The organism is Paenibacillus sp. GL_099_B (genome assembly GCF_057835695.1).
The window spans coordinates 1,665,932-1,691,454 of record NZ_CM174430.1 but is presented as its reverse complement, the minus strand read 5'-3'; the positions used below and the strand labels follow the sequence as shown (position 1 = coordinate 1,691,454).

The 25,523-nt window shown below is 41.4% G+C and carries 23 protein-coding genes and 1 pseudogene; 1 reads left to right on the top strand and 23 read right to left on the bottom strand.

What is annotated here, in order from left to right:
- Positions 1 to 209: 209 nt before the first annotated feature.
- The 3 genes from AC3ITG_RS07750 to AC3ITG_RS07740 form a co-directional block, all read right to left on the bottom strand.
- Positions 210 to 770 carry a GNAT family N-acetyltransferase gene (locus tag AC3ITG_RS07750; protein ID WP_489253351.1) on the bottom strand — a complete coding sequence of 187 codons (561 nt, stop codon included), beginning with the start codon at positions 768 to 770 and terminating at the stop codon, positions 210 to 212.
- A 188-nt stretch (positions 771 to 958) separates the two neighbouring features.
- Positions 959 to 1,744: a hypothetical protein gene (locus AC3ITG_RS07745; protein ID WP_489253350.1), complete on the bottom strand. Its 786-nt coding sequence runs from the start codon at positions 1,742 to 1,744 to the stop codon at positions 959 to 961.
- A 187-nt stretch (positions 1,745 to 1,931) separates the two neighbouring features.
- Positions 1,932 to 2,444, bottom strand: coding sequence for a tyrosine-type recombinase/integrase (locus AC3ITG_RS07740; RefSeq protein WP_489253349.1), 513 nt, complete (start codon positions 2,442 to 2,444; stop codon positions 1,932 to 1,934).
- 63 nt (positions 2,445 to 2,507) lie between these two features.
- On the opposite strand from AC3ITG_RS07740, the pseudogene AC3ITG_RS07735 reads away from it, so the two are divergent.
- Positions 2,508 to 2,808 (top strand): annotated as a pseudogene (locus tag AC3ITG_RS07735) (ATP-binding cassette domain-containing protein); the annotation flags it as partial.
- Positions 2,809 to 2,952: 144 nt separating this feature from the next.
- Here the strand turns inward: AC3ITG_RS07735 and AC3ITG_RS07730 are convergent.
- From AC3ITG_RS07730 to recQ, 20 genes are all read right to left on the bottom strand, one after another.
- Positions 2,953 to 4,086: an aminoacyl--tRNA ligase-related protein gene (locus AC3ITG_RS07730; protein ID WP_489253348.1), complete on the bottom strand. Its 1,134-nt coding sequence runs from the start codon at positions 4,084 to 4,086 to the stop codon at positions 2,953 to 2,955.
- Positions 4,087 to 4,213: 127 nt separating this feature from the next.
- Complete coding sequence (locus AC3ITG_RS07725) at positions 4,214 to 5,467, bottom strand: MFS transporter (RefSeq protein ID WP_489253347.1); 1,254 nt, start codon at positions 5,465 to 5,467, stop codon at positions 4,214 to 4,216.
- Positions 5,460 to 6,689, bottom strand: a complete 1,230-nt coding sequence (locus tag AC3ITG_RS07720) for an ATP-grasp domain-containing protein (protein WP_489253346.1) — start codon at positions 6,687 to 6,689, stop codon at positions 5,460 to 5,462. The genes AC3ITG_RS07725 and AC3ITG_RS07720 overlap by 8 nt, the downstream gene beginning before the upstream one ends.
- A 95-nt stretch (positions 6,690 to 6,784) precedes the next feature.
- Complete coding sequence (locus tag AC3ITG_RS07715) at positions 6,785 to 9,094, bottom strand: hypothetical protein (RefSeq protein ID WP_489253345.1); 2,310 nt, start codon at positions 9,092 to 9,094, stop codon at positions 6,785 to 6,787.
- Positions 9,087 to 10,316 carry an ATP-grasp domain-containing protein gene (locus tag AC3ITG_RS07710; protein WP_489253344.1) on the bottom strand — a complete coding sequence of 410 codons (1,230 nt, stop codon included), beginning with the start codon at positions 10,314 to 10,316 and terminating at the stop codon, positions 9,087 to 9,089. Before AC3ITG_RS07710 ends, AC3ITG_RS07715 begins: the two co-directional genes overlap by 8 nt.
- Before the next feature lie 16 nt (positions 10,317 to 10,332).
- Positions 10,333 to 11,004, bottom strand: a complete 672-nt coding sequence (locus AC3ITG_RS07705) for a metallophosphoesterase family protein (RefSeq protein WP_489253343.1) — start codon at positions 11,002 to 11,004, stop codon at positions 10,333 to 10,335.
- Positions 11,001 to 11,270, bottom strand: a complete 270-nt coding sequence (locus AC3ITG_RS07700) for a glutaredoxin family protein (RefSeq protein WP_400346876.1) — start codon at positions 11,268 to 11,270, stop codon at positions 11,001 to 11,003. Before AC3ITG_RS07700 ends, AC3ITG_RS07705 begins: the two co-directional genes overlap by 4 nt.
- Positions 11,263 to 12,411, bottom strand: a complete 1,149-nt coding sequence (locus tag AC3ITG_RS07695; RefSeq protein WP_489253342.1) for a pyridoxal-phosphate-dependent aminotransferase family protein — start codon at positions 12,409 to 12,411, stop codon at positions 11,263 to 11,265. Before AC3ITG_RS07695 ends, AC3ITG_RS07700 begins: the two co-directional genes overlap by 8 nt.
- A gap of 16 nt (positions 12,412 to 12,427) precedes the next feature.
- Positions 12,428 to 12,835 carry a YjbQ family protein gene (locus tag AC3ITG_RS07690; protein ID WP_163756666.1) on the bottom strand — a complete coding sequence of 136 codons (408 nt, stop codon included), beginning with the start codon at positions 12,833 to 12,835 and terminating at the stop codon, positions 12,428 to 12,430.
- Between the two features lie 23 nt (positions 12,836 to 12,858).
- Entirely contained in the window at positions 12,859 to 13,098 is a 240-nt protein-coding gene (locus AC3ITG_RS07685) for an acyl carrier protein (RefSeq protein WP_489253341.1), read from the bottom strand.
- Positions 13,099 to 13,113: 15 nt separating this feature from the next.
- On the bottom strand, positions 13,114 to 14,256 hold the full coding sequence (locus AC3ITG_RS07680; protein WP_489253340.1) for a nucleotidyltransferase domain-containing protein: 1,143 nt from the start codon (positions 14,254 to 14,256) through the stop codon (positions 13,114 to 13,116).
- Position 14,257: 1 nt separating this feature from the next.
- Positions 14,258 to 15,349 carry a phosphoenolpyruvate carboxykinase (ATP) gene (locus AC3ITG_RS07675; RefSeq protein ID WP_489253339.1) on the bottom strand — a complete coding sequence of 364 codons (1,092 nt, stop codon included), beginning with the start codon at positions 15,347 to 15,349 and terminating at the stop codon, positions 14,258 to 14,260.
- 20 nt (positions 15,350 to 15,369) lie between these two features.
- Entirely contained in the window at positions 15,370 to 16,209 is an 840-nt protein-coding gene (locus AC3ITG_RS07670) for a phytanoyl-CoA dioxygenase family protein (protein ID WP_489253338.1), read from the bottom strand.
- A 20-nt stretch (positions 16,210 to 16,229) separates the two neighbouring features.
- Positions 16,230 to 17,132, bottom strand: a complete 903-nt coding sequence (gene aepX, locus AC3ITG_RS07665; protein WP_449008493.1) for a phosphoenolpyruvate mutase — start codon at positions 17,130 to 17,132, stop codon at positions 16,230 to 16,232.
- A gap of 11 nt (positions 17,133 to 17,143) precedes the next feature.
- A complete protein-coding gene (locus AC3ITG_RS07660; protein WP_489253337.1) occupies positions 17,144 to 18,154 on the bottom strand; it encodes a beta/alpha barrel domain-containing protein in 1,011 nt (336 codons plus the stop codon).
- Between the two features lie 47 nt (positions 18,155 to 18,201).
- On the bottom strand, positions 18,202 to 18,753 hold the full coding sequence (locus AC3ITG_RS07655) for a thiamine pyrophosphate-dependent enzyme (protein ID WP_449008492.1): 552 nt from the start codon (positions 18,751 to 18,753) through the stop codon (positions 18,202 to 18,204).
- 9 nt (positions 18,754 to 18,762) lie between these two features.
- Positions 18,763 to 19,266, bottom strand: a complete 504-nt coding sequence (locus tag AC3ITG_RS07650; RefSeq protein WP_163756653.1) for a hypothetical protein — start codon at positions 19,264 to 19,266, stop codon at positions 18,763 to 18,765.
- A gap of 39 nt (positions 19,267 to 19,305) precedes the next feature.
- Positions 19,306 to 20,559: a threonine synthase gene (thrC, locus tag AC3ITG_RS07645; RefSeq protein ID WP_413027297.1), complete on the bottom strand. Its 1,254-nt coding sequence runs from the start codon at positions 20,557 to 20,559 to the stop codon at positions 19,306 to 19,308.
- 719 nt (positions 20,560 to 21,278) lie between these two features.
- Positions 21,279 to 23,315, bottom strand: coding sequence for a B12-binding domain-containing radical SAM protein (locus AC3ITG_RS07640; RefSeq protein ID WP_489253336.1), 2,037 nt, complete (start codon positions 23,313 to 23,315; stop codon positions 21,279 to 21,281).
- 72 nt (positions 23,316 to 23,387) lie between these two features.
- A complete protein-coding gene (gene recQ / locus AC3ITG_RS07635; RefSeq protein WP_072734229.1) occupies positions 23,388 to 25,268 on the bottom strand; it encodes a DNA helicase RecQ in 1,881 nt (626 codons plus the stop codon).
- Positions 25,269 to 25,523 lie beyond the last annotated feature (255 nt).

Here is a 25,523-nt window from a genome sequence, read left to right as displayed (position 1 = left end):
TGTAAGTCTGTTCCGATAACGTTGCGCATTTCAGACGTTCAAGCGGCTTAAGTGACCGAAGGGAACGGGTCGTCAGACTTAGCCGCTTGGATGTGTCGCTAGAATAAGCTTCTTCGATATCCCACTTGGCGACCAAGGAGCGCTAGCGACGCCGCTGAAATGTTATGTTATCGGATGTCAACGTCATCTTCGAATTGCGTTCAAAATCATTAATTTGTCTTTGCATATATATAAGTATCTGTTAGTTCTTTGCCATCTACGGAGATATCCTCGGATCTTAGAGTTCCTTCTAATAAAAAACCTAATCTTTCTGGAATCGCCTTACTCTTATTGTTTAATGTGTCACATCGAATTTCTAATCTCCGTGCCTTTAATTCCTGAAAAGCATACTCGCAAATTCCTTGTACTGCTTCGGTCATGTATCCATTTCCACTATAACGCGCATCTATCCAATATCCAATTTCAAACTTAGGAACATCCCAATTGAGATTATGTAGACCTGAAGAACCAATAAATTGATTGGTGTCTTTGAGGAAAATAAGAAGTCTCAGATCCTCTCGCTTCAAAAATCTCAGGTGAGCTTCTCTCATATTTACTTCAGTATTTTCTTCTGATTGCTCTTTCTGAGCAAATGGTAACCACTTCTTCAACTCATCAATAGAATTTATTATTCCTTCGTAAACTGCTTTCCCATCTCCTGGCATTGGTATTCTTATTAAGAGTCTATCAGTATTTATTTGACTAGGAAAATCTAATAGTATTGGATTCAACAAATACACACTCCTTTAGTTATACTAATTCTTCACGTTGATTTCCGATAACGTTCCTGTATTCACGACCTCAGCGTATGCTGAGGTGTCTGGCTCCTGCCAGACCAAGGGCGTGTGCCCGCAGCGTGAATATTATGTTATATGATTCCGCCACTTTTTCGAATAGCTTAAATACTTATCTAAAATTTTTAATCCAGCATTTTAATAAATACTTTGAATTTCTTTTCTTCAATGCTTTCAATAAACTTTTGTAATTCTTCATATAACTCAATAGTAGAGTCTAGGAATTGTATATAGTCATTTACCAATGGTTCTTCAGTAATTTGAAATTCGTTTGATTCGCTTCTATGTTTAGCGTAAATGTCTGTACAGATAGAAAATTCAGTAGTATACAAGGAATAAACCGCATAAATCAATTCGTCACTATCCTTAAAGTACCTGATATCTTCTTTCAATTTCATTTCGTCTATTTCTTTCTGAAATGAATCACTAAAATTCTGTATTTGTTGTTGACTCATATTTTTAAAATATTCAGCAAGATTTTTCTTGAATTTTTCTTTCTGTTCTTCTGAGTCAATTTTATTATACGAACTCATAAGCTTTGGGATATCATACATATCAAACCCCAAAATTCTTTCTTTTTCTCTTTGTTTAATGACTTCAAATTCTTCTATTTCAGAAAGAAGCTCTAAATGTTTATAAAGCAAAAATAATAATATTCTTCTTAGCTCAGTATATAATTTAAAGTCTTTTTTCTTCTCTGTATATCGTTGAACGTAGTAGAAAATGATAGCTGCTGCCACACCAATGGAAAGATTACATAAAACAAATAAAATAATATCAACAAATTGATAAATGATACTCCCATATGCAAAAGCCTCTGGAAAGCTTCCAAGTATGGTCCACACTCTACTGAGCAAAATAATCAATACACTAAAAATAAAAGTTTTACTAAAATCGATTTTGTATCTCATGATTCCTCCTATAGGTATATGTAGGAAAACAAGAATCTTTGTCTTTTTGGCGGTTTCATATAACATCTAATTTATGTACTTCGTAAATACCACACACCCTGCATGATATGTGAACTACGTATATGATAACCTATGGTGTAGTATTTGCGAAGAAGAATTTGGTGAAAAAGGGAGATTTACTAAGCACTCAATCTCCTAAATCCAAACGATCCAATGGACTCTGAATACGCTGAATATTTTTCGTACTAACATGGGTATATCGCTGTGTTGTTCGTGCACTCGTGTGACCAAGTAGTTCCTGAATATAGCGCAGGTCTGTTCCGTTTTCCAACAAATGAGTAGCAAAAGAGTGCCTCAAGACATGAATACTAACCTTCTTCACAATGCCTGCACGTTGTCTGGCTTCTTCAAAAACTTTCTGCACACTTCGCTCCGTAAGATGCCTATCAGAAGATTGCCCTGGAAAGAGCCAACGGGTTGGTCTATATTCAGTGACATATTTCTGCACCATATCCCACGCTAGACTCGATAGGATCGTTCTTCGATCCTTTTGCCCCTTCCCCTGTCTCACGATGAGTGTTTGCCTTTCAATATCAAGATCGCTGCACCGCAAACGCACAACTTCACTTACACGAAGTCCAGAAGAATAGGTTAGAAACAATATGGCCTTATGTTTAGGGTTGGTTACGGATTTGAACAATTGAGCGACTTCCTTTTCCGACAATACTTGCGGAAGCTTGGTCTGCTTCTTGGGACAAATATACTGGATATCAGTGGGTTGATGGAGCACATGCACAAAAAAACGGATGAACTACCGGCTGGACAACAGCAGCGGGACTGCCATCGCGAGAGCTTTGGTCGGAGAACCTGAATTAATTCTGGCCGATGAGCTGACTGGAAATCTAAATAAAAAAACCGGAGAGGAGATCATGAATCTCTTGCAGCAGCTCCATCAGGAAGGAAAAACCGTCATTATCGTAACGCATGATTTAGAAGTCGCCAAAAGATGCAACCGCATCATCGAAATTGCAGATGGAAAAATAAATAAAGATCAGCTTCAATGATAAAATAGCACTGAGTGGGACAATTAAAGACCCTCTCATCCCTTCTAGGGATACGAAATATTCCGTGACTCAGTTTTAAATCAGGTTTCATTACCACCACTTTTATAACATTTTGTGCGCGCTAATGAAAATTTATATTGTTGATCATCTCCTGTAATATTCACGGATTTTTTGTGGGTAACATTGAATATCCAGCCCAAAAGTGGACATTAAGGCGTATACCCAACGATCAATACCAAATGCTACACAACCTGAATGCAGGAATTTTTTATCCATTGAGGAGGTTATCTCAAATTCCCTACATAGCGTATCTTTGACATTATTAAATGAGGCAATGGAAAAGGAAATATCTGAATTGGGAATCTCCACAACTAATTCGTATTTCATATCTGCAAGCATTTGATGTTGGGCTCGTGAGGAATCCTGAGGGAAATAAAACGGGTCGTGCGCAGTTTCTATCCTACCGCAAAAACCTAATTCATTGAACAGATCCCAGATCTCCTCTAAAATATCATTACGTATTTGGCAAACAAATTCTGGTTGTCCAAAATAAATAATTTCTCTCATTGAAAATTCGTTCATTCGATGTTGCCCCACTCTCCACGCTGCTTCGTGTCTAAAACAGCTTCCTTCGGCCGTGAAAACGATCGAATCCTTTATTTCTTGATTTTTGAGCTCCTGGTAACAATGAAAACATACAGCAGGCGAAAGCATAAATTCATTCAACCTAACGAAATTTTCTATATCATTTTCAACTTTAACTTGTTTGAGTACGTAATAGTCATGAGGCAGTTCAGCTACAAAGTATGCATTTTGAGGGAAGTAATTTACATATTTACATACATCCATTACCTCACGCGGGATAAGAGAGGAATATTTTCTGTTTTTTGCGTTGTAGTTTTGGCTGATGTTTTGAAAAATCAAATCAAATATGGAATACAGTTCTACTGCAAGTTCTTTTTTCGTTGTTCCATTCAAATCGAAATAATTCGCTATTTCAGTTTGATCAATGGTAGGATAGGTTTGCTTTTGTTGATTTTGCGTTTTAATCAAGCGAGATCCCATTGCTCTTATTTCTTTTTCTTCAAGGATCATTGTTTGAATAATACCAAGCACATATTCCGTATTGGATTCGTTTTCACTTTCAACAATGATCTCTCTATTGATTTCGTCGTATGTACATGCACATATTCCCTCCATACTATAGGCCAATTTTAAAGTGAGTGCGTATGCTTGTTTTTCATTTAGCACCCCTGTAACAGGAACCCGTATAGACATGACTAATTACCTCCTTAGGATTGAAACTATATTAAGCATTGAAGAGCGTAACATAATGAATCAAAATAAAATCAGGCAGGACTCTCGGAATGATCTAGGGAAGTCCCGCTCCTGATTCAATAAATGACTATGTTTCATTGATCTGTTTGCGACGCATATAAATTGCCGGCATAATCATATACAACAATAAGATCGCGATCACGCCAGATAAACCAACAAAAATGGTAATCCCTATTGGTGATAAAACATGTGCTAAATAAACCCCTATTGCACCAATCAAACTAGCACCTTTAGTGGCAATTTTGTTAAGTGCCAAATAAGAACCTCGCAAATGATCAGGTGCAAGATCTCCTAAAAGGGATTCATAAATAGGCACAAAAAGCACTTCACCTAGAACCGCTATTACCATTATTCCAAATAAAATCCACGCTTGATTGCTGTATGATAAAATGACATAACCAAAGATATACATTGAAAATCCTATAAACATCGTTCTTTTTTCAGGCCACGTTTTAATGAATTGCGTGAATATAATTGAAAGAATAATTACAAGTATCGTGTTCTCTGTTCTCAAATAACCGTAAACCTGTATCCCATCTAATGCCCAATTTAGAGGTGACAGTACAAAATCCTGAATGTTATTTTCTAAGCGAATGGCTATAAAATTTGCCAAATGACTTTCAATCGAAAATAACAACATACTAGCTAGGATGAAAAGGATAAACAGAGAATCTTTCATTACAGTCCTATAATTAAGAAATAGATCCTTAAATACATTTCTCTTTTTGTTTTGCTCGTCTTGGGGCAAGTTTGTTTCTACAATAAATTTGTAAGTAATGATGAACGAGCATATGGAAGAGAATAATAACAACATGAATAAAAAGAATAGATGGTTATTGAATAATAACGCTCCAAGCGTGCCCCCCAAAGCTATGGACAGGTTGGTTGCCCAATATAATATACTGTACATTAATTTTCTCTGTGCTGAATTAGTTACATCAAGGAGCATGGCTTCTGAGGCGGGACCGTATAATCCTGAACATATACTGTTCATCACAAAAAAAACGATAGTTATATAAGGAAAAGCGTTGCCGGGTAAGTTTGATAACAATAACATGAGATACGTGATTACACGTAAGCCCTCTGATAAAATCATCAGTTTCTTACGCCCTATTCGATCAGAGAAATATCCTCCCAACATCCCTGCAGCCATGTTACACAAAATGGCTATGGATAGAATTATACTTGTTGCACTAATTCCGATAAATCTTGCGAAATAGATAGACATAAAAGGAAAGATCATGTTGGAGGTGAGGGTACTAAAAAAAATAATAATGACCCTTAGTCTTACATTTCGATGCAATTGAAAAAATTCACTCATGAGAATGTCCTATGATTACGGGTTCAGTGCGGTATTCCCACACTGTGTTTTCCTGGAACCATAAATACAACATATGCAGTCGATTTTCTATTTCTGTCTGACTATCTCCATAAATTAATAATGAAGCAATGGCATCTACGCTTGATTCGGCACCATTAAATGACTCTCCGATGTTTTCTTCCTTTATGGTGCACTTTAGTACCCATTCAAAGGGCAGATTAGAATTAACAGATAACAACTTCCCATTTTGAGGAGGTACTAACATCCAACCCGTTAGTCTATTCGAGGTCTGGTTTAATTTTATGGTTTGACCGCATTGGGATCTTATAGATTCTTGCAATATGTCAATTCCGGTCGCATACTTTACACCTTCATTAATCTCCCCTCCACCCACACGACAGGCGACTTCACATAATAATATTTGATCATTGGCCGTATGAAAAAACTCTGCATGAAATGCAATAGGATGATCGGGTACGGGGAGTGCATTTAATACGGTTAGCAAGGTTTGCTGAAGTCTTTCATATAGCAAGTCTTCTTTATCTAACATCACGGAGCCCAAATAGTTATTATCCTGAAAAGCCAGGCATCCATTGATATAGCGGGAAGGACTATACAATAAAATTTTATTGTTCTCGTATAATCCATCGATATGATACATGTCTCCATCAACAAAACATTCAGCCTCTAGATTCTTATCAAGCCCGTTAGTTAGAAGACGTTCAAAATCGGTTTCATCACGGACAATTTTTACACCTACAGAAGCAGCGCTATCCACCGGCTTGATCACTATAGGAAGACCATGCTTCTTTTTGAACTCTATTAAATCAAATACATGATTTATTCTTACGAACACAGGTACGTTAGCTACTTCGGAAACCATCTCTTTCATTACAACTTTATCCCTGAAAGCAAGTGCACTTTCCGCAGTTTGCCCTTTAATATTAAGATATTCTCTAAGCTGACCAGCTTTCAATAAATCAAATTCGTGAGCAGCAATGATCCAATCGATTTTCTTTGTTTGATGAAGCTGCACAATTGCGGAGAAGGCTCTTTCGTCAGTATCGATATTCTCATATCCAATTTTTTCATCGAAGAACTCACCAAAATGCTCGATATGTTTATGCTTCGAAAAGATTATGAATTCACTATCAATACCACGGAGCCACTCTTCGTAATTGACTGTATTCGGAGAAAACCTATTTAAGATAACCGTTCGCACAAGCTCCACTCCATTTCCATAATAGTTGCTTTCCAATATTAGTTCTAATACGCCACTTATATTTGGAGTGACTGCCTGCTCAATAATTGTATTTATTACTTTTCTTCATATCCAAATGTTTTGGATAAGTAATAGAATTGACTGTTCACCAAGATGTAAAAAGAGAACAAGTAAACACCTTGCTTTAATTTCGAGCTTGGCTTCAATTTAATAAATATGGATGAACTTTCACCTGGCTGAATTTCCAATTTATCCTGATCAATCTCCACATCAATAAGTTCGCTATCAATGCTAATCCCTGTAATGTTTATTTCGAAAGGCTCATTTTGCTGATTACTTATCTCATACAATTTTGCCTCTAAACCCTCTCTCCCAAAACGGAGATTTGGGTTCCCTTTGATCGACAATGCAGCCTCAGGAAAATCAGAAATGCATCCACACTGAAAACATTTGTAACTTATTCGTTTCACTGACTTCCCTGGTCCTGTCATAATCGAAGATTCAAATCTAGCACTTGCATAACCACAATCATAACAAGTAGAAGTAAAGGCAAGCGCAGTGATATTCGTACGCTTTTCACTTATCTTTTCAAAAAATATATCTCTTTTGCTGCTTGTATATGAAACCATCTGACTATATATTTCTTGACTCACGTTCAAATATTTCTGTTCCAATTTGTGCATCATTTTTTCCAGCTTGTTTCTTGATTGTAAACAATAACGATATCGACGATATAAATAAGGGACTGATTTCCAATAGTTATGAATATCCTCTATTTTCCCTTTTAAATTGCTGCCTATGGAAACACATTCCTTAAAAAAATCCAGACTATCTTGATAGATTTCAATTCGTTTCATGGCTTCTTCCACATGATTTCGTACGGTTATTACCACATGAATCTCATCACATTCAAACGGTTGGTTTGAGAACAAAAGTAACTTCACTCTGGAAACATCACTTTTAATAAATGCGAAGTAAAGTTTCTTCTGATGTAAAGGTATTTGTCTATGATCAGAGTCCATAAGGGATATTTTCGCAAGATCCAGCCCATGCAAACTCGATTCTTCCACCTGAATATCAACCTCAGCATATGTTTCTTGAGCTATATCACACAGGGTAACTTCGACCTTTGATGCATCAGTCATGGAGACACGAGTCTTCTTGACTTTAAGACCCCCATATATCAAGCTTGGATCTCCAATTTGATAGTAATAGTTGTTTTCAATACCGCTATACCTAAGGAATTCATTGATATACTGTGTTTTGACCCCTTCGGTATACCCGTATTTCGATAAATTATGGGCCAGAATATTCTCAGAAACATCACCGATTTTAATGCTTGGTGTTGTAATGACGCTTAGTGCATGCCCTTCAATAAGGTTTCTAACTATCGTATGACGGTAAGGAATAAAGCTCTGTGCTCCGTCACCAAGGTTGCAACCATTCAAAAACAGAAATTTGGCATACAGGTCCTTGATGGAAAGCCGTTTGCGATTTTCAATACAGCATTGGTCTGTGTGTAACAGGCAACGTGGTGCAAATTTATTGCATTCTTCAGTGTTGTTATCGTTATCGGGTTCACCTGCCTGCACACTACAAAACAAATAATCATTCATTACGATCGCACATTCGCGACAATGTGACATATAGTTAAACTCGAGCAGCCTGCTTTGTCGGAACATTAAGTCTGATGTGCTTTCCAGGGAACAATGATCTCGAGGTAGGTAATGGGTTTCCATCTGACCCGCGACGGCCTGTATGGCCTCATCCTCTCGGAGTTTAATCCGATTGGCCAGCACAGAATTCAACCGAATGCTGCTATTTAACTTGTCCTCCAGCACGATACGCTTCAACAAATACAAACTTAAAGTAGTGTAATCGGTAAAAGGAAGGAATCCCCTGGGCTTTGCAAAATGAGCTAGTTTAAGATTACTTTCGCCATCTAAGCGTGAGTAAGGCATAATAAAAAACCAAGAGTCATAGTGGTCTCTGACACTTAGCCCTTTATTTTGGGTGAACTCATCCAAGCTATTCAGGCTTACCACTTTCTTGCTAAAATAAATAGCATATAATAACGCAAAAAGGGATTCTTCCACCCCCCACGTTGAACTCTCCACCCACAGACAAACTTCGCGGCAGGTAGAGGGCAGAGCAGCATTATGCTGTGCAATCAATTCTTCAATGGAGTCTGTACAATGGATCTCAGAAGCAACGGGTACGTATGGGCTATCCGAGAATAGATGTGCACAATCTTCCTTTTCCAGAAAAGCAAAGATGCTTTCTTGATTTTCTTCGAAAACAGGCACCATCTTTAGTGAACCCACTGTTCCAATCCGATCTTTAACAAAAAAGCGCAGCTGATTTTTAGATGGCAATGAATGAAGCATGACTGAAGGACTATGCATGTTGAATGATTTCTCCATTGTCCCATTTCATTGACGTTTGAAACCAATCCACTGCTGCCAGTAATCGTTCTTCTATATCTTGTTCACTATTGGCAATTAATACAAAGGAAGCCAGACAATCATTGCAATTACGACCATAGTTAAAGTGTTGGTTAGAGGATGCAAGAAGCTCAAAATCGATTATCTCATCCGGGTACTCCGTTTCTGGTGGGCCCAAAAACGTGCCTTTCCCTGGATGGACAAGCACATTACCACTGATCGTCCGCGGCTCTTTCTCAACGGATTCCCAGGATATCGGGATACCACATTGCATTTGAACCCATGTTTTCATTAAATCAATATTAAAGGCCGTTTTTAATGTTATACCGATTTTGGAACCCCCCACACGACTGGCTATCTCGCACAATATTAATTCATCATCCTCTGTGTGGAAAATCTCCGCGTGGAATGCAATAACCTCCGGACATGGCATATAGGATAAAATCTGGTTTACCATTTCATTCAACCGCGTTACAAGTGGATTATCAGCTTCTAGAATATAACTTCCCGATGGTTTCGCATCCATATAAGCGAGACAAGAATTAATGTATACAGAAGGCCAGCAAAATAAAAGCTCGCCCTTCATCGCAACACCATCAATGTGATAAATTCGTCCCGATACAAATTTCTCTGCGATCCATTCTCCCTTGAAGCCTTCTTCTAATCTGTGCTCCAGTTCTGATTCTGTATGAATGATCGCTACTTCTTTGGAGCCTGTCCCGTCTACTTTCTTCACTACGATTGGATAGGAATGAGCCGCAACAAACTTCAACAAGTCTATACTCGAAGTTACCTTGCAATAAGGCGACAGTTGGATGTCTGTATGTTTCAGTTTGTCTTTCATCATCACTTTATTGCGAAATGCTAAAGCACTCTCCATCGTTTGGCCTGGAATGCCTAAATAGTCACGTAATTCCGCTGCTCGAATCAGATCTGATTCAGAAATAGCAATGATGGCTGTGAACTTGTATATTTTATGTAAAGCAATAGCTCGCTTCTCGACATTACCATTGACCGAGAAATGATCGAACCATTCCAAGTGTTCATAGTTATTTACAACGTGATTATAACTTAACTGGTATTCGGAGGAAGACAACATCACTAGTTTTTGTTTTGTTGAGATTAACCAGTTTTCATAGGGTGTGATGGCATGATCTCTTCGATTGATTATTAAAATAGCCACAATGAGATACTCCTCTCTATACTTTGGCAGCGGATAACTCATAAAAGGTTATAGTATCCGCATCACTACAATAAATGGCCCATTTTGAAGGTGTGCTCTTTATATCTCCAACATTAATAAGGTATTTTTCATACTTGTCCAAAGGTATCGGACTCCCCAACTGAATGGGGATTTCTTTGTAAAACATCTCTCCATTGACCTGATTGACACCAAATATTCTTTGATCATGATTATGACCATAAAAAAAAAGCCGATAAGTAAACATTGCATTTTCAATTAACGGATGGAACACCTCAGGGTCCCCCTCTACCCATGACAGCTGATGACCATGGATAAAGAGCAGATCCCCTTTGGTAATTTCTCTTGGATAACCTAAAAAAATAGCGATATGTTCAGGTATTTGGGTTGAAGGCATGAGTTTGATCAGTTTTTCTTCCTGATTACCGATAACACCTGGAAACGTATTAAGGGTATGGATAAATGAATGCGTAGCATTCATAACATAGTTGGATAATGGCATCGGTTCTATCGCAGTTTCATCCGCTGAATACACGGGTTTTTTCTCCACTTCAAAAACATCACCCATACATATGATTTCCGCTTCAGTTTGATCTGTACGTATTTTGGTTACCACTTGTTCCGCTTGAGCAAACCGACTATGAATATCGCCAATTAAAGCGATCTTCATTTCGCACTAACGTCCTGTTTTACTTCGGAAAAATGCTGTTGAATGTAGGCAAGAATATGCTCGTTATCTTCTAGGCGGCCCGAAAGAATATGATCTCCATCATGCAGAGCCGGGACAAAAGGTACACCCGTAAGCTCAATTAGTTCTGTTCTTTCAGATCTTTCTTTCGTAACATTGATATTGATATAAGAAACACCCAGGTCGGTTAACAGTTCCCTCACAGGCTTACAATAGGGACATTTTTCTCTTTGGTATAACTTAAACATAGACTGATTCCTCCGCTAATGAATTTTGAATGGCTTTCAGACTACTTCCTCGATCAAAGGTATAGCCCATTTCGCTTAAACTCATTTCAATAGCACCGAAAATACCCATTATGTCGATTACATCAACTGCACCCACATGACCAATTCGAATACCGGTATCTTTTAATTCACCTTGTCCGCCTGTTACGGTAAGCCCAAATTGGTTACTGAGGATTTGAAGTAACCTTTTTGCTGATATACCACCAGGTGCTTTAGCAACGGTAACCGTATTACTTCTTACCTTCGGATCCTGAACGAACAATTCAAAACCTAATGCTTCAAGTGCAGCTCCTGCCGCTTTAGCAATCCCTTGATGTCTGCGTACACAAGCATCGTAACCTTCATTATTTAATAATTGTAAAGATACCTGCAGAGCTTGAAGCAGAGATACACCTGGGCTTGAAGGAGCCATTGGGTAAAATTTGCGATAACGTGCAAAAGAAAAATAATAACTGCGTGGCTTCACCCGATCAATGGCATTCCATGCTTTTGCGGACACACTAACAAAAGCGAGACCAGGTGGCATCATAAATCCTTTATGTGACGCAGCTAATACGATATCCAGCCCCCACTCGTCCATCTCTAGCGCATGTGATAACAAACCACTGATTGCATCCACAATAACGAGCGTATCTTTATCCTTAAAATACTGCCCAATACTTTGGATATCGTTTTTAACTCCTGTAGAAGTCTCGCTATAGACTACTAAGATGGCTTTCGCATCCGGGTGCAGTTCGTACGTTGCCTCAATGGATTCCATTGAGGCAGATGTTCCCCATGGAGTGCGGATCTCAACCACCTCGACACCCTGAATGCGGCAAATATCTACAAATCGCTCACCGAAATACCCATTGGACACTACGATTGCCTTGTCACCTATATTTAAGCTATTAGAAATTGCCGCCTCCATTGCCCCGGTCCCTGATGAAAGTAAGATGTAAACATCGTTTTGTGTTCGAAACCATTTGGGAAGCTCCTGATTAATTTCCTCAATCAATGTCTGCATTTGTGGTGAACGATGATGAATGACTTCCTTTGCACCAGCCATTAAAATTTCATTGGGAACCTGCGTCGGTCCCGGAGTTGCCATACGAAGTTTCATAGTTATATTTTCCTCTCTATAAATCAATAAAAAGGGTACGGGTTGCTTCCTGCAAATCAAAATCAAATAACACAACACGATGGGTGGGAGACATTGCTAATTTATAATTGCTCACAGGAAGCGAAAGGCTTGTTCCTAAAATGGAACTCTTGATGTGAGAACTTCCGTTCATATCACCAGTCGTACGAAAATGTTGGTATTCATATTTTTTTTCATGGGGGGCTATTTCATTTAACATCTGTAACAGATCTTGAACCGCACCGGGTTCATAACGCATGACGGTTAAGCCGATCGTACTTCCCACTGCACATACATGTACGATCCCACTGCCTTTTTCCATCTCTCCCAGGCAGCATTCAATTTGCTCTGTAATATCATAGGAATGATCAGAGCCTTTCGAAGATATTTTTATTTCTTTTAACATCGCGCGCTCCTACGTTCGTAAATTTAGCTAACTAATGATTTCTTTTCAGTCACCATGCTGACAATGGAGCCAATTGATAAAAAGTTATCAAGAACTAGATCCTTGTCTTCAAACATTATGCTAAAATCATCCTCCAATTTAACAATAATGGCTACGGATGCAAAGGAATCAATCGGCAAAATTTCTTGCTCCGCAGGTGTTTTTTCGAGCTTTGTAACTGTCATGACAATTTCGATTACTTTTTGCTTCAACTCTTTATCCACAATTCCACCTACTTTTCATGTCATTTTTTCTTTAAATTGTTCCAGTCTTGAAGTTCCTTCTAATTCATCCGCATTAGAAAGGGAGAAAAAGCGCTCGACAAATGATTTCTTCCATTTCACGGCGCTGCCATAATCCAGCTCTCCGTACTTTTCCAGGAATGTTTCATCTCTAATATTTAAAATCGGTTGGAGTTCATCTGAATAATGTTCATCATACAAGTAATCCAAATAGTAAAAAGAGTAGAACAACGCTTCGGTTGCAAGCAAGTCCTTCGCTCGTTTTGCGAGTAAATTCCAATCCAATCGACCGCTTTCCAACAGGTTCAGCGTACATTCTCGCAAATCACAAAACTTAATCAAATTTAAATCGGCATGCAGTAATACCCATTGAACGTTGGTTGCTTCTTTATATAAATGGATGGCGATGTGGATCAAAAAATCCATTTCTTCAAGTAAAAAAGCAGGTGTACCTTCTAAATTAGTTTGTACTGCATTCTCTAGTAATTCTTTTGATGCTTGATAATTTTTCTTTAGATCAACATCGTAAGAAAAATCGATATCGATATGCCTTACGATCGGGTCCTCAGAAAGTTTTACATGCGGATAAATGTTGCCAATATGCATTTTCCAAAGCATTTCCTCTTGTCTCGATACTTGGTTTATCGTGTTACTGGACCAATCATAATCACCAATCACATACCCAAGTGATTTAAGCACCTGAGAAACTTTGTTTCGATCCGATAAATCAATCAAGAAGTCCAAATCATTACAAATTCGAAGCCCCATATCTTTATATACTTTTGGAAGAAGCACAAAGCCTTTGAGAGGGATCGCTTTAATCGATTGTTGATCAAATGCCTGTAAGACTTGCAAGCCTTCGGCAAACATCAGTTCATTACGATGTTTATTACTGATATAGTAGGAATTGAATAATCGCTTATACATGTTTTTAATTTTTCCTGTTTGATCTAATCGAAGTAAGTGACCACCGATCAGCTGAAGCACCTTATGACGATTCGCCAAAGAAACCAATTTATCGATATCAAATCCCTTATCAATAATTCCTTTAGCCTCTTCTTCGTTTTCTACTGTCATCTCAATACGTGAGCAGAGCAGTAGAAGCCTTTCATGATCTTGAAGCTGTATATTTTCGTTCATTTTATCCTCCTGAATGAAGTGGTAATGAAATACTCTCATGTTCCGGCAGTACCCCTGAACCGATGATTCGGAGCGCTTGCACTTGCTCTAACATTTCTGTAATTTTGCTAACAGATAATCGAAGCTTGTCATGATTAACTTTTATATAATGATTCCAGCAACTGTCGCTGTTCTCTTGTATCGTTTCGATATTTTCTCCTATTCTATCTTGATGATCGGATAACGATTCAATGAAGCAATCGGGAGAAGATGAGACGGTTGGATAAAAAATATACGCCACCGGGCATCGTACTCCTGGTTCAGATGATGGCATTAATTCTCTGAATAATTGAGGATCAACGGCTACCTTATGTTTAGGTGACCAAATATCCTTAATTTCTTCCGCATTAATGTTCATATTTACTTTCTTGATCACTTCCGGGTATTTGGTAAGTGTTCCTATGCCGATATGGGGGTAGTCTGGCCAACCACTGGCCATCAGAACACCATTTTCTTCAAATAGAAACGTTTTGTCTCCGCTCATTAATTGATAGCCGAACCGATGCACCAACTCCATGATTGTCGTTGTTTTCCCAGAGCCTTTAGGCCCTGTAATCAAGTAGGCTAAACCATTTCGGAAAGCACATGAAGCATGAAGAATCACGGTTCCTTCGTTTTCTTCATTCTTAATCACGACATCTCTAATCAGCTCAATTAAAATCAAATTAAATGCTTCAGACGTTATGTCGCCACTTGTAATGTCAATGGATTTATTAGAAGCATCAAACGTTAAGAGCGTATTTGTATGCTTGCAGAATAAATGTTCTTTTTCTCCAATTTGCTGACGTACAGCCGGAATCGTGAAAAAAGCAGATGCACTTTTTCGAATATATACAGATTCCCAACCATGATTATCAGCATAATTTGCAAGATCTGCTTCTCCCTTTTGTATACGAATGGTCGCTATACACGAAGAAGTATCATCCAGTGGTTCATGGATAACAAAATGTGTGCTGAAGAAGTCAATCACCCTGTCTATTTGAACTCCATCCTCAACTAACATAACAACATTTGAATTCAGAAAATGAAGTGTAATCGTTTTGATTTCAAACACCTCTATTCGATATTTAGAAATTACTTAGTAATGTGATTATGATCCCTATAGGCTCTTCGCATTCCGGCCAAAGATTTCTTTATAGGATTCGCATCCTCCCATTCAATTAAGGAAGTAATGAGTTCTTGGGTTACAGGGTGAAGACTTTCTCTATATGCTTCATCCTTCATCCAAGGACGTGACGTATATCCGCCCTTCGTTTCGTCCTTGGCTTGCAAGCTAAAATGGACAGTTCGTCTTTCACTACCCGCTTTAGTAGACCCACGGTGAAGAATTAAAGCGTTAAATAGTACGAGATCACCAGGTTCACAATGCAGTGTGACTTCATTAGGGAGGGGGGCCGATTCTCTGTTTAAAATTGCTTGCAGTTCTTGTTCATTCAATGCTCTGATATGCGTACCAGGAACTGCTTTAAAAGCTTCATCTTCATATAAAGAAAGATTGGCTAGCAGAAACGTAGTTTGTCCCTGTTGATCAAAATCATAGGGATCTTGCTGATCACGGTGCCAAACAAGATTGTAATCCACTTTTTGAGGAGCCCAGAAAGAATGCATTGTCCAAAATCGAAGTTGATCACCAATAATTTGAGATATAGAAGACATAATTTTCGGATTAGCTAACAACTCGTCAAAAGAAGGATGACGAAGTTCCGGAGATAAGATGTCCGCAACGCCCCATGTATCATAGTCCTCATCCTTTTGGGTATACCTGGTCTTGAACTGTAAAGGATCACTGTTAACTTTTTGATAAACCAATTCTATAGCCGATCTTAACCTTTCTAAATCCTCGGCTGATATTACATTCTTTAATAAAATGAATCCATCCTTATGATAGGATTGCAGCTGATCAATGGTTAACAAGGCAAACAGCTCCTTTATCGTTATTTACTTATAACCGGCACTTCCACCTTTTTATATCTTTGTTCTGTATAATAGTCTTCAGCATCAAGCATTTCTTGAAGCCCTTGCAATTTAAAAACATCTTGAACCGATGCGATTTTATCTTCGATCTGTAAGGTATTTCCTGCTAATTTGATTTGCTGGAATGTTTGTCTGATCGCGTGGATGGAAGTTCTGAGTCCATGATTTGCATAAATAACCATTTTCACTCCATACTCTTGCAGTTCTGAGGCACTAATCTGAGGGTAGGTTGTGGGTACCAAGATGATGGGTAATCTATTGGAATAGAGACTTAAAAAATGTAATATTTCAGACGGATCATTTTTCTTAGAATGAATTAATATAGCGTCTGCTCCTGATTCTTCATAAGCCTCCGCTCTTGCTACAGCTTCATCCATTCCAGCACCCGCAATGAGTGCTTCAATTCGAGCAATTACCATAAAATCAGGGTTACGCTGTGTATCCTTAGCAGCTCGTATTTTCCCGGAAAACTCTTCAATGGTAGCGAGCTTTTGTTCTCCGCCAGCAAAACTATTTAACTTAGGAAACAATTTATCTTCCATGCAGACAGCAGCAATACCATTACGTTCGTATTCACGTACCAAATGCATTACATTATTCACATTTCCATAACCCGAATCACAATCTGCGATCACCGGAATGTTGGTTACAGCATCCATTGAAGCAGCGGCTTGTAAATATTGCGTCATCGTGAGGATATTCGCATCTGGCACAGCATTTACTGCCGAAATTTCCAGACCACTTGCCCATATTCCGTCAAAACCCGCTTCCTCTACCAGCTTTGCACTTAATCCATCATGCGCTCCAACGATTTGGATAATTCGATCTCCAGCAAACAAACTTCTGAGTTTTTGTGCTTTCACAATAAATCTCCTCACTTTTTGGGAATGGTACTTCCTTGTTCCAACTGAATTATTTCTCCTATCTTTTCCACGATATCCGCGTCGACTCCAAGCGGCATCAGCTGACCAATTCGGTAGCCAAGGTACATGGGATCAAGACCATTCGTTTTGCTGACACGATCAATGTGCTGATAGTAATAGTAATGTAAGTTATTTAGTCCACAGATTATTTCCGGCTGGGCAATTTTCATCGGTACCGTTAATACCTTCTCAAGGAAATACTCGGAAAGCTGTAATATAGGCTTTAAATCATACTCCACTTCATACCGCTTCCACTTATTCATGACTGCTGCGAATTGCTCCGTAGCCAGATTACCTGCTCCTCTAGCCATTCCACATATGGATGTGTCAATATAAGACACCCCTAAATCCAAAGCTCTCAGCGTATTAGCAAAAGACAACCCAAGATTGTTATGTCCATGAAACCCAAGCGGTATCTCTGTCTTATTCTTTAATGTATTTACAATGGTTGTAATATCGTCAGGATGAAAAGCGCCGTACGAATCTGCAAAATAAAAGACGTCAGCGCCTGCGTGTTCGGCCTCTTGGGCAATCATGGATAATTCACCAGCACCAATATAACTCGCTGACATCAAGTTAAAACAAACTTTAAATCCCCAGTCTTTCAGTACAGAGACATAGGTTAATGCATTTTGAACATGTTGGGGGTATGCAGCAATACGAATCCAAGTCACACATGAGTCTCGCAAGTCTTCAAGTTGACTAAGTGCACAGACTTCAGGGATTACCATGACAGCATACTGTGAATACCTGAGTTGTTGTGGAAGGGAGAGAATCAATTCAGCATCACATTTGGCAACGCTTCCAACCTGAGTGGATCGATTGCTCCCCGATCCACCGCGATATCCAATTTCTATAATCTCAACGCCTGCATGATCCAATTGATGGATCAGCAGTTTAATCTCTTCAGGTGTAAACTTCCACATGTTAAGATTTCCGCCATCTCTCAATGTGCAATCCAACAACGATATTGGGCTAATGGTTTAAACCTCCGTTTCACAGGTACAAATCAAGAGACACTCACAGCCAAGGTAGACGTAAAGCGTTTTACAATTTCTTGTGGTGTCCACTCTACACGTTTTCCAATGTTCCCTGAATTAGCTTCTACCTTGCAGTGAATCATAACGGGGCCTTCTTCCACTTTCTCCGGGAATTGATCTAAAGATTCAATAACATGCACCTTGTTATACCCTATATTTTCCATAATTGCTTTTGAGTTTGAGATGGGAACAGTGTGTTGTCCCCCTGTACTTTCATGCATTTCGTTATCCAAAACAATATGGATAAGATTGGAGGGTTTGTGCTCGGCAATCATAAGCGTAATACCAAAATTCATTACAAACGAACCGTCTCCATCCAGAACAATAAATGTGTTTTGAGGATTCGTTTTGGCCAATCCCAAGGCAATAGGTGCCGCCATTCCCATTGAACCAACCATATAAAAGTGTTCCGGCCTATCACTGGCATTATACAAATCTCGCGTAATGTATCCACAAGTTGATATAATATGAGCATCCGGATAATCTGTAATCAATTTTTCTATAACTTCTATTTTCCTCATATGGCCTCCTTAAATCGCCTCTTTAATCAACAAAGCAACCGGCATGCTATTCTTTTCAATAAGCTCAGTACAAGCTTTAACAGAAGCTGCACTATGTTCTTTGTCAAATTCCACATAAGGTATTTTAATAGCATCTAGTACATGAAGAAGCCGCTCGCCAATGAGATCATGTTCGACTGCATCATTCTCAAAAGCCCCTCTCCAACTGATAATTAGCAAAGCTGGAATTTGATAGATTGAATATAATGATGTCAGGACATTCATGGAATAGCCCAGACCTGAATTTTGCATTAAAATGGCACATTTCCTGCCTCCTAAATGCATACCTACGGCAACACCTAATGCAGAATCCTCCCGAATTGCGGGCATATAGACAATCTCTTTCTTTTCAACATACTCCTTATCTTCTAAAATCCTGAATAGTCCCTTTAATAATGAACATGGCACTCCAGTATACGCATTGTAGCCTTGTTCATATAATTCATTTGTGATGCTTAACGCTTCATTACTCATTCACAATATCTCCATCTCTACGTTAGTTTGTATAAACCGTTATCTTACTTTCTCAATAATGCTATCCATAGAAAGAGAAGATGAAATAATTTTATTGGAATAGGGGTGGTCCTTTTCGATGTGATACATACGAAGCGCGTCTGTGTCCTTCAAAATATGGCCTGTCAAGATGCATGCAACCGTTTCGTCCTTATCGATTATCTTTGCTTGTATTAACTTTTTGACACCGGCTACCGTTGCTGCTGAAGCAGGTTCACAACCGATTCCAGAAGCATCTACCACGGCCTTCGCATTTAAAATTTCCTCATCCGTGACAGACATGGCTACACCGTTGGTTTCCTCGAGCGTACGCATCGCTTTGCGCCAACTTGGTGGGTCACCAATATTAAGGGCTGAAGCTAAGGTGTATGGGTTTGGCTCAGGTTCAAGCACTTGTTTTTGTGCAGCTATCATCTTATAGAACGGGCTGGCCCCTTCTGCCTGAATCACAGCAACTCTAGGCAATTTATCAATAAAACCCAAAGCGAACAGATCGGAAAGACCTTTTCCTAAAGCCGAGACATTACTCAGAGCTCCACCTGGCACCACAATCCAATCCGGCAGTTCCCAATTCAGGTCTTGTGCAAGTTCATACACAATGCTTTTCTGACCTTCAATCCGAAATGGGTTAATCGAATTACAAATATATAGGCCCAGTGATTCACTATGTTCTTCTAAAAATTTAATTCCGTTATCATATGTACCTTCGAAGGAGAAAATATTCGCACCATACGCCAAGGTCTGCAGTACTTTATTTAAAGAAATATTTTTATTAGGCACAAAAACATAGGACTTTGTTTGTGCGATTGCTGCATACATCGCTAATGAAGAGGAAGTATTTCCTGTGGAGGTACAAGTGAATCTGCTGTATCCCATGGATTTACCATGTGTAACTGCAACGGTCATGCCATTATCTTTGAAGGAACCACTTGGGTTTTCACTTTGCGCTTTTAACCATACTGATCTTGCCCCCACATATCGCTCCACGGTTTCCGGACTGTACAACCCTGTATTCCCTTCATATTTCGAAACAACCATCTCTTCTTCCACATCCGGAAAAATAAGCTCCTTATATCTCCATACTCCACTAGCATATATGGACCGGCGGTCAGACAAACGCTGATGAAAAAGATGTTTCAGTTCGTCAGTATCGACTGCACTAAAGTCTTGTTGAATATCCAGCATCCCATTGCAGGTACATGTATAACGGAATTCGCTATACTCCGTCTCACAATTTATACAGATATATTTCATGTTTTATCGATAGACTTCCTGGGTCTATCCTATCCCCCTCTTATTCTGACTTCATGTAGTCCTGGTAAGTTATTTAAAGATGGTTTTACAACAAAATGATAGTTTCCGTTCAATTGCCTAAACTTCGTCGTTTAGACTTAATTCTTGTTTATTATCCAAAAAAAGGTTTTATTTTCCACTATGTTACACTAAGACGTTACTCTTGAAAAGCACTTTTTGCATATTTTTAAACTTAAAAGAAATAGTTAGTTTTTTACCACATAATATTCTATATAATGACAAATTTTGAGCGTAAAGTATGGGGGATAAACTACTTCGGAACAACGGTATAAGTTGAATCAAATAAAAAAAAGAACCGTTGTACAAGGAGGAAAGCCAGCCATAAACAGACCAACTGGTAAAAGGAAGACAAGCTATTAACGAGCGGCAGAGTAGCGGACGTATGATCCATATCAAGGTCATGTCAGACGAGAATGGGGCCATCGTTACTCGGTTAGAGGCATCTCCAAAACAAAAAAGAAAGGCCTTCTTCTTCCCAGATGGGGAATTAGACGACCTTCCGATACTTTTGGAACATATAGATTTGGTAAAAGGCAGAGCGGGGCGCGGCTTGTGCAATAGCAAGCCGCGTAAGGGTGAGATGCGGCGCCCAATGGGTGCAGCATCTCATGAAGTTGCACCGCGTCAATACTCGCGGTGCTTATCTCAAGCCGCTGCACCTACATAGCAGCGGCTTCTTCTTCCAGCGGCAGCGTGTAATACTGCGCCTGCTGCCCTTCATGCTGCTGGTATACCACGACCAGCAGCGTCCGGCCTTTCGCGGCAAGCGGGCTAGCGCCAGCAAGCACACGCTCAAGCCGGAACGGAAGCACATCCAATACGGTGTGCTTCTGCAGTTCCTTTTCGCCGAGACCAAGGTCGGCGAAAGCACGGGCACCCATGACCGTCTGTGCGGTCATGGCTGAGGTCATCGGCAACGCACGCGAAGCGTTGCCGTCCACCCCGTCCGCCGCTCCATCCGCGGCGGACCCTGTTGCGTCGCCCGAAGCCAGCGACGCTGCACCATCGCTGCTGATCACACCCGCCGCATCCGCGGCAGAGTCTTCACCGGCAGCAGCCGAACTTCCCGCAGCGGCAATCGCACTCGTGCCGCTGCTTTCCAACCACGCCGTGCCTGTGGCACCGGCAATACGCGGCAGGCGAACGTCTTCCGGACGTTCAGCCAACGTTTTCATATAACCCGCCCACTGGTCTTTCTGGAGCGGATCTTCCCACCAGATTTTGCGTGGTTTGTACTTGTGGCCGAGGAAATAATCCAGCTTCATCAAGCCGAGCACAATATCCATATGCGGCGTGTTGCGCGACTCCAGGAAGCTGTGCAGACGAGTGAACAGATCCTCCAGCTGGTGACCGATCTTCTGCCAGCCCTGACCCTCCCAGTAATCCCCGAACGCCTGGAAGAAATCAAATGGCGAATCGAACTCCTGCTCCATCAGATACTTCAGCGTATGGTCCATCCGATGTGCGTTCCAGTATTTCTCCAGCACATCCTCCAGCCGCTTCAGGCGCACGATGTCGCTGAACGGCAGCACGTCACTGCCCAGAATCTCATACGGCGCGTGATCCATATACGTATAGTTGTACTTCTCCGCATCCAGACGCAGACCCGTACCGCGCAGCATTTTGAGGAATCCAAGCTGAAGCTCTTCCGGCCCCAATGCAAACACATCGTTAAACGTCTTACGGAACGTATTGTAATCTTCCTCCGGCAGTCCGGCGATGAGATCCAGATGCTGGTCGATTTTGCCGCTGGCTTTCACCTTGTTCACGGTACGACTCAGCTTCGAGAAGTTCTGGCGGCGTTTCACCAGTTCATTCGTTGGATCATTCGTGGACTGAACCCCAATCTCGAACCGGAATGTGCCTGGCGGCGCATTCTCTGCCAGATAGTCCAGTACCTCGGGACGCATAATATCAGCCGTAATTTCAAACTGGAATACCGTCCCCTGATGATTCTCGATCAGGAATTTGAACATTTCGAGCGCATAATCCCGCTTGATGTTAAATGTCCGGTCCACAAACTTGATTAGCTTCGCGCCCTTCTCGATCAGGTACAGAATGTCCGACTTTGTCCGCTCAATATCGTAATACCGCACGCCGACCTCAATACTGGACAGACAGAACTGACAACTGAACGGACAGCCCCGACTGGTTTCAAAATATACAACCCGTTTCCCGAGCTCCGGGATATCCTCTTCAAAACGGTGCGGTGACGGCAAATCATTCAGATCCGCTTTTGGCCGTCCCGGCATGAGAATGACTTCTTCCCCTTTGCGATACGCCAGTCCATAGACGAAGTGGAACTTCTTGTCCCCCTCCAGCTCCGTCAAAAGCTGATGCAGCGTCTCTTCCCCTTCACCCATCACGATGAAATCGACATTGGGAATCCGGTTCATCCAATATTCCGTGTCGTAGGACACTTCCGGCCCGCCGAGCAGAATTTTCACCTCAGGCATAACCTTTTTCAAAATATCAATGACCTTGATTGTCTCTTCAATGTTCCAGATGTAACACGAGAACCCGATCATGTCAGCACCGCGCTGATACAGATCGGACACGATATTCATGACCGGGTCCTTAATCGTATACTCGGCCAGCTCAATATCAAAATCCTTCTCACTGTACGCCTTCAGACACCGCAAGGCCAAAGAGGTATGGATGTACTTTGCATTTAATGTAGAGAGAATAACTTTCATGGTTCACAACCTTTGTCTGGACCACCAGACTATATTTTTCATTTCAAAACGTAAGAATCTTCATCCAACATCTCACTCGTATTCATAAAAAGCATCATCATCCGTATCCACGTCTTCGCCCGTTTGCTTCTGGAAAAACTCGAGGAACGGCAGCCCGTACTTGCGGTACTTGACCTCACCGACCCCTTTAATATCCAGCATGTCACGTTCTGTCCTTGGACATACCACGCTCATCTCGCGCAAGGTCGCATCATTGAAAATAATGTACGACGGCACATGCTCTTTCGCCGCCAGATCACGACGGATCAGACGCAGCTGCTCAAATACCGTCTCATTAACCGCAGATGGCATTGCATCGCGTCCGCGACGTCCGCCATAGTTCGTACCCGAAGCCGTCGCCGCCGTTTTGCGGACCACCCGCTGCATCACTTCACGCTGACCTTTGAGTACTTCCACCGCCAGTGGCTGCAAACGAACAACCGGATACTGCCCCTCGGACAGCATCAGATACCCTTCGGACACCATAACGTTGATGATCTCGGCGATCTCACGCTCCGTACGATTGCCCATTACTCCATAGGTTGGCAGGGAGTTGAAGCCGTAATCTAGTACTTTTTTTGCACGGGAGCCTTTGAGCACCGAAGCGACCAGCGATACACCATACCGTTCACGCATGCGGTGAATGCAGCTGAATATTTTCTGCGCATCAATCGTCATATCCACCAGCTCACGGTCGTCCGTACATGAACTGCAAATGCCGCATGGCTTGTCCTCATGCACCTCACCGAAATAATCCAGCTGCGCACTGCGCAAACAACGCGTCGTGTAACAGTAATCCACCATCTGTTGCAGCTTCCGGTAATCGTTTTGTTTGCGGTCGCCCTCCATCGGGTTCTGCTCGATCAAGAACTTCTGGGTGATAATGTCCTGTGCTCCGAATAACAAAATGCACTGGCTCGGCTCTCCGTCCCGTCCCGCACGCCCGGCTTCCTGCACATATGCCTCCATGTTCTTCGGCATGCTGTTATGAATAACGTAACGCACATTAGACTTATCAATCCCCATCCCGAACGCATTTGTCGCCACCATCACCCGGATATCATCGTACAAAAAAGCTTCCTGGCTCTGGGACCGTTCATCGTCCGTCATCCCGGCATGGTAGCGTCCTGCTGGCAATCCCGCCTGCAGCAAACGCTGATGCAGATCGTCCACGTCCTTACGGGTCGCTGCGTACACAATACCCGGCTCGCTGGCATGCTCGCGCGCGTAATTCAGGACAAAGTCCTTTTTGCTCTCGCCGCGCAGCACGCTAAACGCCAGATTATCCCGCCCAAGTCCGGTCACATACGTCTGCGGGTCCTGCAAACGCAGCAGCCGCAGAATATCGCCCATGACCTCAGGCGTCGCTGTAGCCGTAAAGGCCGCCACCACCGGCCGCTCCGGCAAACTGTCCACAAACGGCGCTACCGCCAGGTAGCTTGTCCGAAAATCATGCCCCCACTGCGACACACAGTGGGCCTCATCCACAGCAACGCAAGAGATTGGCAAATAGCCCATCTCCTCGCGGAACCAATCCAGCTCCAGTCGCTCAGGCGCGACATAGAGTAGCTTCAGCTCACCGCGCTGCGCCGCGCGGATACGATCATTCACTTCTTTGCCGCTGAGCGTACTATTAATATAGGCGGCTGCAATACCAGCCGTGGTCAGGGCATCAACCTGGTCCTTCATTAATGAGATCAGCGGGGAGACGACAAGCGTCAGACCCGAATACAACAAAGCGGGGATCTGATAACAGATCGATTTCCCGCCCCCGGTTGGCATAATACCAAGCGTATCTTCACGTTCGAGCAGGCTGGCTACGATCTTTTTCTGTCCCTCACGGAAGTCGGGGTAGCCATAATATTTTTGCAGGAGACCCTGCGCTTCTTCTAATGTAGGTGTTTGCACACTCATGTAAAGACTCCTTACTTATCACCGGTGTTCTTCCACCAGCTTGGTCCGATCCGATTCTGACATCCGAAAGCGGCATATACCGCATCCTTGACAACAAAATGGCGTTCTCATGACTTGTTCGTCAAGCAAACGCCGCTCCCTTTAGTTTAACGGCCCAGACCCGAATGAGCAACCGCGTTTTACTGTAAAACGATCTTTGGCAAATGTGCAGCAGCCGTACCACCTGAGTGATCGGAAAGATTGCAAGTAGAATCA